Annotated in this window: 3 rRNA genes; all 3 read left to right on the forward strand. The window is 56.5% G+C overall.

Annotated features, from left to right (window positions below):
* Positions 1 to 205: 205 nt before the first annotated feature.
* The 3 genes from QWY28_RS22975 (at position 206) to rrf (ending at position 5,469) form a co-directional block, all read left to right on the forward strand.
* Positions 206 to 1,725: ribosomal RNA gene (locus QWY28_RS22975) — 16S ribosomal RNA — on the forward strand.
* A 352-nt stretch (positions 1,726 to 2,077) separates the two neighbouring features.
* Positions 2,078 to 5,206 (forward strand): 23S ribosomal RNA (locus QWY28_RS22980).
* A 146-nt stretch (positions 5,207 to 5,352) separates the two neighbouring features.
* Positions 5,353 to 5,469 (forward strand): 5S ribosomal RNA (gene rrf, locus QWY28_RS22985).
* Together the 16S, 23S and 5S rRNA genes form the textbook arrangement of a ribosomal RNA operon.
* Positions 5,470 to 5,472 lie beyond the last annotated feature (3 nt).

Consider the following 5,472-nt stretch of genomic DNA (forward strand, 5'->3'; position numbering starts at 1 on the left):
GTGATCCTTGAGAACTCAACAGTGTGTCATAGTCGACGAATTAGTTTGTTATGCCCCGTCGGCTGACTTTCATCGCTTTCGGGTGGTGGGGTTGGTTGATGGTGTCTTTGACAATGATTCTGACAATTTTTTGTCAGTGTCGTCTGTCAGGGCATCTCTTTTTCCCAGTTACTGGCTCTTTGGGGTTGGTGTTGGGTGTTGTTTTTCAACGGAGAGTTTGATCCTGGCTCAGGACGAACGCTGGCGGCGTGCTTAACACATGCAAGTCGAGCGGTAAGGCCCTTTCGGGGGTACACGAGCGGCGAACGGGTGAGTAACACGTGAGTAATCTGCCCTTCACTTCGGGATAAGCCTCGGAAACGGGGTCTAATACCGGATACGACACTTTTACGCATGTAATGGGTGTGGAAAGTTTTTTCGGTGGGGGATGTGCTCGCGGCCTATCAGCTTGTTGGTGGGGTAATGGCCTACCAAGGCTTCGACGGGTAGCCGGCCTGAGAGGGTGACCGGCCACACTGGGACTGAGACACGGCCCAGACTCCTACGGGAGGCAGCAGTGGGGAATATTGGACAATGGGCGGAAGCCTGATCCAGCAACGCCGCGTGAGGGATGACGGCCTTCGGGTTGTAAACCTCTTTCAGCGGGGACGAAGCGCAAGTGACGGTACCCGCAGAAGAAGCACCGGCCAACTACGTGCCAGCAGCCGCGGTAATACGTAGGGTGCGAGCGTTGTCCGGAATTATTGGGCGTAAAGGGCTCGTAGGCGGTTTGTCGCGTCGGGAGTGAAAACGCCGGGCTTAACTCGGTGCTTGCTTTCGATACGGGCAGACTAGAGGCATGCAGGGGAGAACGGAATTCCTGGTGTAGCGGTGAAATGCGCAGATATCAGGAGGAACACCGGTGGCGAAGGCGGTTCTCTGGGCATGTCCTGACGCTGAGGAGCGAAAGTGTGGGGAGCGAACAGGATTAGATACCCTGGTAGTCCACACCGTAAACGTTGGGCGCTAGGTGTGGGATCCATTCCACGGGTTCCGTGCCGCAGCTAACGCATTAAGCGCCCCGCCTGGGGAGTACGGCCGCAAGGCTAAAACTCAAAGGAATTGACGGGGGCCCGCACAAGCGGCGGAGCATGCGGATTAATTCGATGCAACGCGAAGAACCTTACCTGGGTTTGACATACGCCGGAAAGCGCCAGAGATGGTGCCCCTTTTTGTCGGTGTACAGGTGGTGCATGGCTGTCGTCAGCTCGTGTCGTGAGATGTTGGGTTAAGTCCCGCAACGAGCGCAACCCTCGTCCTATGTTGCCAGCACGTCGTGGTGGGGACTCATAGGAGACTGCCGGGGTCAACTCGGAGGAAGGTGGGGATGACGTCAAGTCATCATGCCCCTTATGTCCAGGGCTTCACGCATGCTACAATGGCCGGTACAAAGGGCTGCGATGCCGCGAGGCGGAGCGAATCCCAAAAAGCCGGTCTCAGTTCGGATTGGGGTCTGCAACTCGACCCCATGAAGTCGGAGTCGCTAGTAATCGCAGATCAGCAACGCTGCGGTGAATACGTTCCCGGGCCTTGTACACACCGCCCGTCACGTCACGAAAGTCGGCAACACCCGAAGCCGGTGGCCTAACCCCTTGTGGGAGGGAGCCGTCGAAGGTGGGGCTGGCGATTGGGACGAAGTCGTAACAAGGTAGCCGTACCGGAAGGTGCGGCTGGATCACCTCCTTTCTAAGGAGCACACACCCCGATCATCACCGAATGTGTGGTGACGCATGGTGGTGTCTCACTAGTGGAATCGTCGATGATGCTTTGCCCGGTTGGTCCGGGTCTTCTCAGTACTGCTCGTTCCTCTTCCTTGTGTGGGGGGGTGGGTGTGGAACCAGGGGGCTTGGGGTTGGTCGGGTGGGGTTGGCACACTGTTGGGCTCTGGGGGATCACTCCCTCAGTGCGTTCCTCCTCAGACCCCCTCCGGGTTTCTCGGTGTGGTGGCTGGTGGTGGGGTTGTTATTTGTGAACTGGATAGTGGACGCGAGCATCTTGTATTAACTTTTGTAGTTGTTGTCTTCGTTGAGTGTTTGTGAGACAAGCTATGAAGGGCACATGGTGGATGCCTTGGCATCAAGAGCCGATGAAGGACGTAGGAGCCTGCGATAAGCCCTGGGGAGTTGGCAACCGAGCGTTGATCCGGGGATGTCCGAATGGGGGAACCCAGCTGGAGTCATGTCCAGTTACCTGCACCTGAATATATAGGGTGTGTGGAGGGAACGCCGGGAAGTGAAACATCTCAGTACCGGCAGGAAGAGAAAACAACAGTGATTCCGAGAGTAGTGGCGAGCGAAATCGGATGAGGCTAAACCTCATGCGTGTGATACCCGGCAGGGGTTGCGCATGGGGGGTTGTGGGACTGTCTTGTTGATTCTGCCGGATCGACACAGAGTAAGAAAACGTTCGTGAAGTCGAAGTCTGTTGGAAAGCAGCGCCGTAGAGGGTGATAGCCCCGTATGCGTAAGCGTTCGTCTCTGGGACGGTATCCCAAGTAACACGGAACCCCTGAAATTCCGTGTGAATCTGGCGGGACCACCCGTTAAGCCTAAATACTCCTTGATGACCGATAGCGGACAAGTACCGTGAGGGAAAGGTGAAAAGTACCCCTGGCGGGGAGTGAAATAGTACCTGAAACCGTGTGCCTACAATCCGTCAGAGCCCGGCTGCCCCTTGTGGGTGTTGGGGTGATGGCGTGCCTTTTGAAGAATGAGCCTGCGAGTTTGCGTTGTGTTGCGAGGTTAACCCGTGTGGGGTAGCCGTAGCGAAAGCGAGTCCGAACAGGGCGGTGCAGTAGCACGATCAAGACCCGAAGCGAAGTGATCTATCCATGGGCAGGTTGAAGCGCGGGTAAGACCGCGTGGAGGACCGAACCCACTTAGGTTGAAAACTGAGGGGATGACCTGTGGATAGGGGTGAAAGGCCAATCAAACTTCGTGATAGCTGGTTCTCCCCGAAATGCATTTAGGTGCAGCGTTGCGTGTTTCTTGCCGGAGGTAGAGCACTGGATAGCCGATGGGCCCTACCAGGTTACTGACGTTAGCCAAACTCCGAATGCCGGTAAGTGAGAGCGCAGCAGTGAGACTGCGGGGGATAAGCTCCGTAGTCGAGAGGGAAACAGCCCAGACCATCAGCTAAGGCCCCTAAGCGGTGACTAAGTGGAAAAGGATGTGGAGTCGCATTGACAACCAGGAGGTTGGCTTGGAAGCAGCCACCCTTGAAAGAGTGCGTAATAGCTCACTGGTCAAGTGATTCCGCGCCGACAATGTAGCGGGGCTCAAGTCATCCGCCGAAGCTATGGCATTCATACAACAGCTAAGCCTTTGTGGTTCAGGTGTGTGGATGGGTAGGGGAGCGTCGTGTCGCGAGTGAAGCTCCGGGGTGACCCAGGGGTGGACGCGACACGAGTGAGAATGCAGGCATGAGTAGCGAATCACGTGTGAGAAACACGTGCGCCGAATGATCAAGGGTTCCAGGGTCAAGCTAATCTGCCCTGGGTAAGTCGGGACCTAAGGCGAGGCCGACAGGCGTAGTCGATGGACAACGGGTTGATATTCCCGTACCGGCAAAGTAGCGCCCATGACGAACCTGGTGATGCTAACCACCCGAAACCATGTCTACTGAACCCTTCGGGGGGATGGGATGTGGCGGAGCGTGGGACCCGAGCTGGTAGTAGTCAAGCGATGGGGTGACGCAGGAAGGTAGTCCAACCACGGCGATGGTTGTCCGTGGCCAAGGATGTAGGACGTCGGGTAGGCAAATCCGTCCGGCTGTCTTTGATGACGAGTCTGAGATCTGATGGGGACCCAGTTGGGGAAGTGGATGATCCTATGCTGTCGAGAAAAACCTCTAGCGAGCTATGCGCCGCCCGTACCCCAAACCGACTCAGGTGATCAGGTAGAGAATACCAAGGCGATCGAGCGAACCATGGTTAAGGAACTCGGCAAAATGCCCCCGTAACTTCGGGAGAAGGGGGGCCGGATCCGTGAACACCCCTGCGGTGGGAGCGGTGATGGCCGCAGAGACCAGGCCCAAGCGACTGTTTACTAAAAACACAGGTCCGTGCGAAGTTGTAAGACGATGTATACGGACTGACTCCTGCCCGGTGCTGGAAGGTTAAGGGGACCTGTTAGACACGTAAGTGTCGAAGCGGAGAACTTAAGCCCCAGTAAACGGCGGTGGTAACTATAACCATCCTAAGGTAGCGAAATTCCTTGTCGGGTAAGTTCCGACCTGCACGAATGGAGTAACGACTTGGGCGCTGTCTCAACCGTGGACTCGGCGAAATTGCACTACGAGTAAAGATGCTCGTTACGCGCGGCAGGACGGAAAGACCCCGGGACCTTTACTATAGTTTGGTATTGGTGTTTGGTTCGGCTTGTGTAGGATAGGTGGGAGACTGTGAAACCTCGACGCCAGTTGGGGTGGAGTCATCGTTGAAATACCACTCTGGTCGTACTAGATGTCTAACCTAGGTCCGTGATCCGGATCAGGGACAGTGCCTGATGGGTAGTTTAACTGGGGCGGTTGCCTCCTAAAATGTAACGGAGGCGCTCAAAGGTTCCCTCAGCCTGGTTGGCAATCAGGTGGCGAGTGTAAGTGCACAAGGGAGCTTGACTGTGAGACAGACATGTCGAGCAGGGACGAAAGTCGGAACTAGTGATCCGGCCACGGCATGTGGAAGCGTGGTCGCTCAACGGATAAAAGGTACCCCGGGGATAACAGGCTGATCTTCCCCAAGAGTCCATATCGACGGGATGGTTTGGCACCTCGATGTCGGCTCGTCGCATCCTGGGGCTGGAGCAGGTCCCAAGGGTTGGGCTGTTCGCCCATTAAAGCGGCACGCGAGCTGGGTTTAGAACGTCGTGAGACAGTTCGGTCCCTATCCGCCGCGCGCGCAGGAAACTTGAGAAAGGCTGTCCCTAGTACGAGAGGACCGGGATGGACGAACCTCTGGTGTGCCAGTTGTCCCGCCAGGGGCACGGCTGGTTAGCTACGTTCGGAAGTGATAACCGCTGAATGCATCTAAGCGGGAAGCACGTTTCAAGATGAGGTTTCCCACCACGTAAGTGGGTAAGGCCCCCAGCAGAACACTGGGTTGATAGGCCGGAGGTGTACAGCAGTAATGCCTAGCCGACCGGTACTAATAGGCCGAGGGCTTGTCCCACAACCACTCAACCAAGACAACAACCACGTCTATGCGAGTGCTCGCGTCCACACATCCAGAACACGCCGATACTTGGCGTCGCCCGGAAACCACCACCAACCCCTGCATGTGGGTTGGGTCTGGTGGAGGGTGACGACCGTTAGAGTTACGGCGGCCATAGCGAAAGGGAAACACCCGGTCCCATCCCGAACCCGGAAGTTAAGCCTTTCAGCGCCGATGGTACTGCAACCGCGAGGTTGTGGGAGAGTAGGACGCCGCCGGACATA

The sequence above is a fragment of the Nocardioides oceani genome (genome assembly GCF_030412965.1).
Classification (GTDB): domain Bacteria; phylum Actinomycetota; class Actinomycetes; order Propionibacteriales; family Nocardioidaceae; genus Nocardioides; species Nocardioides oceani.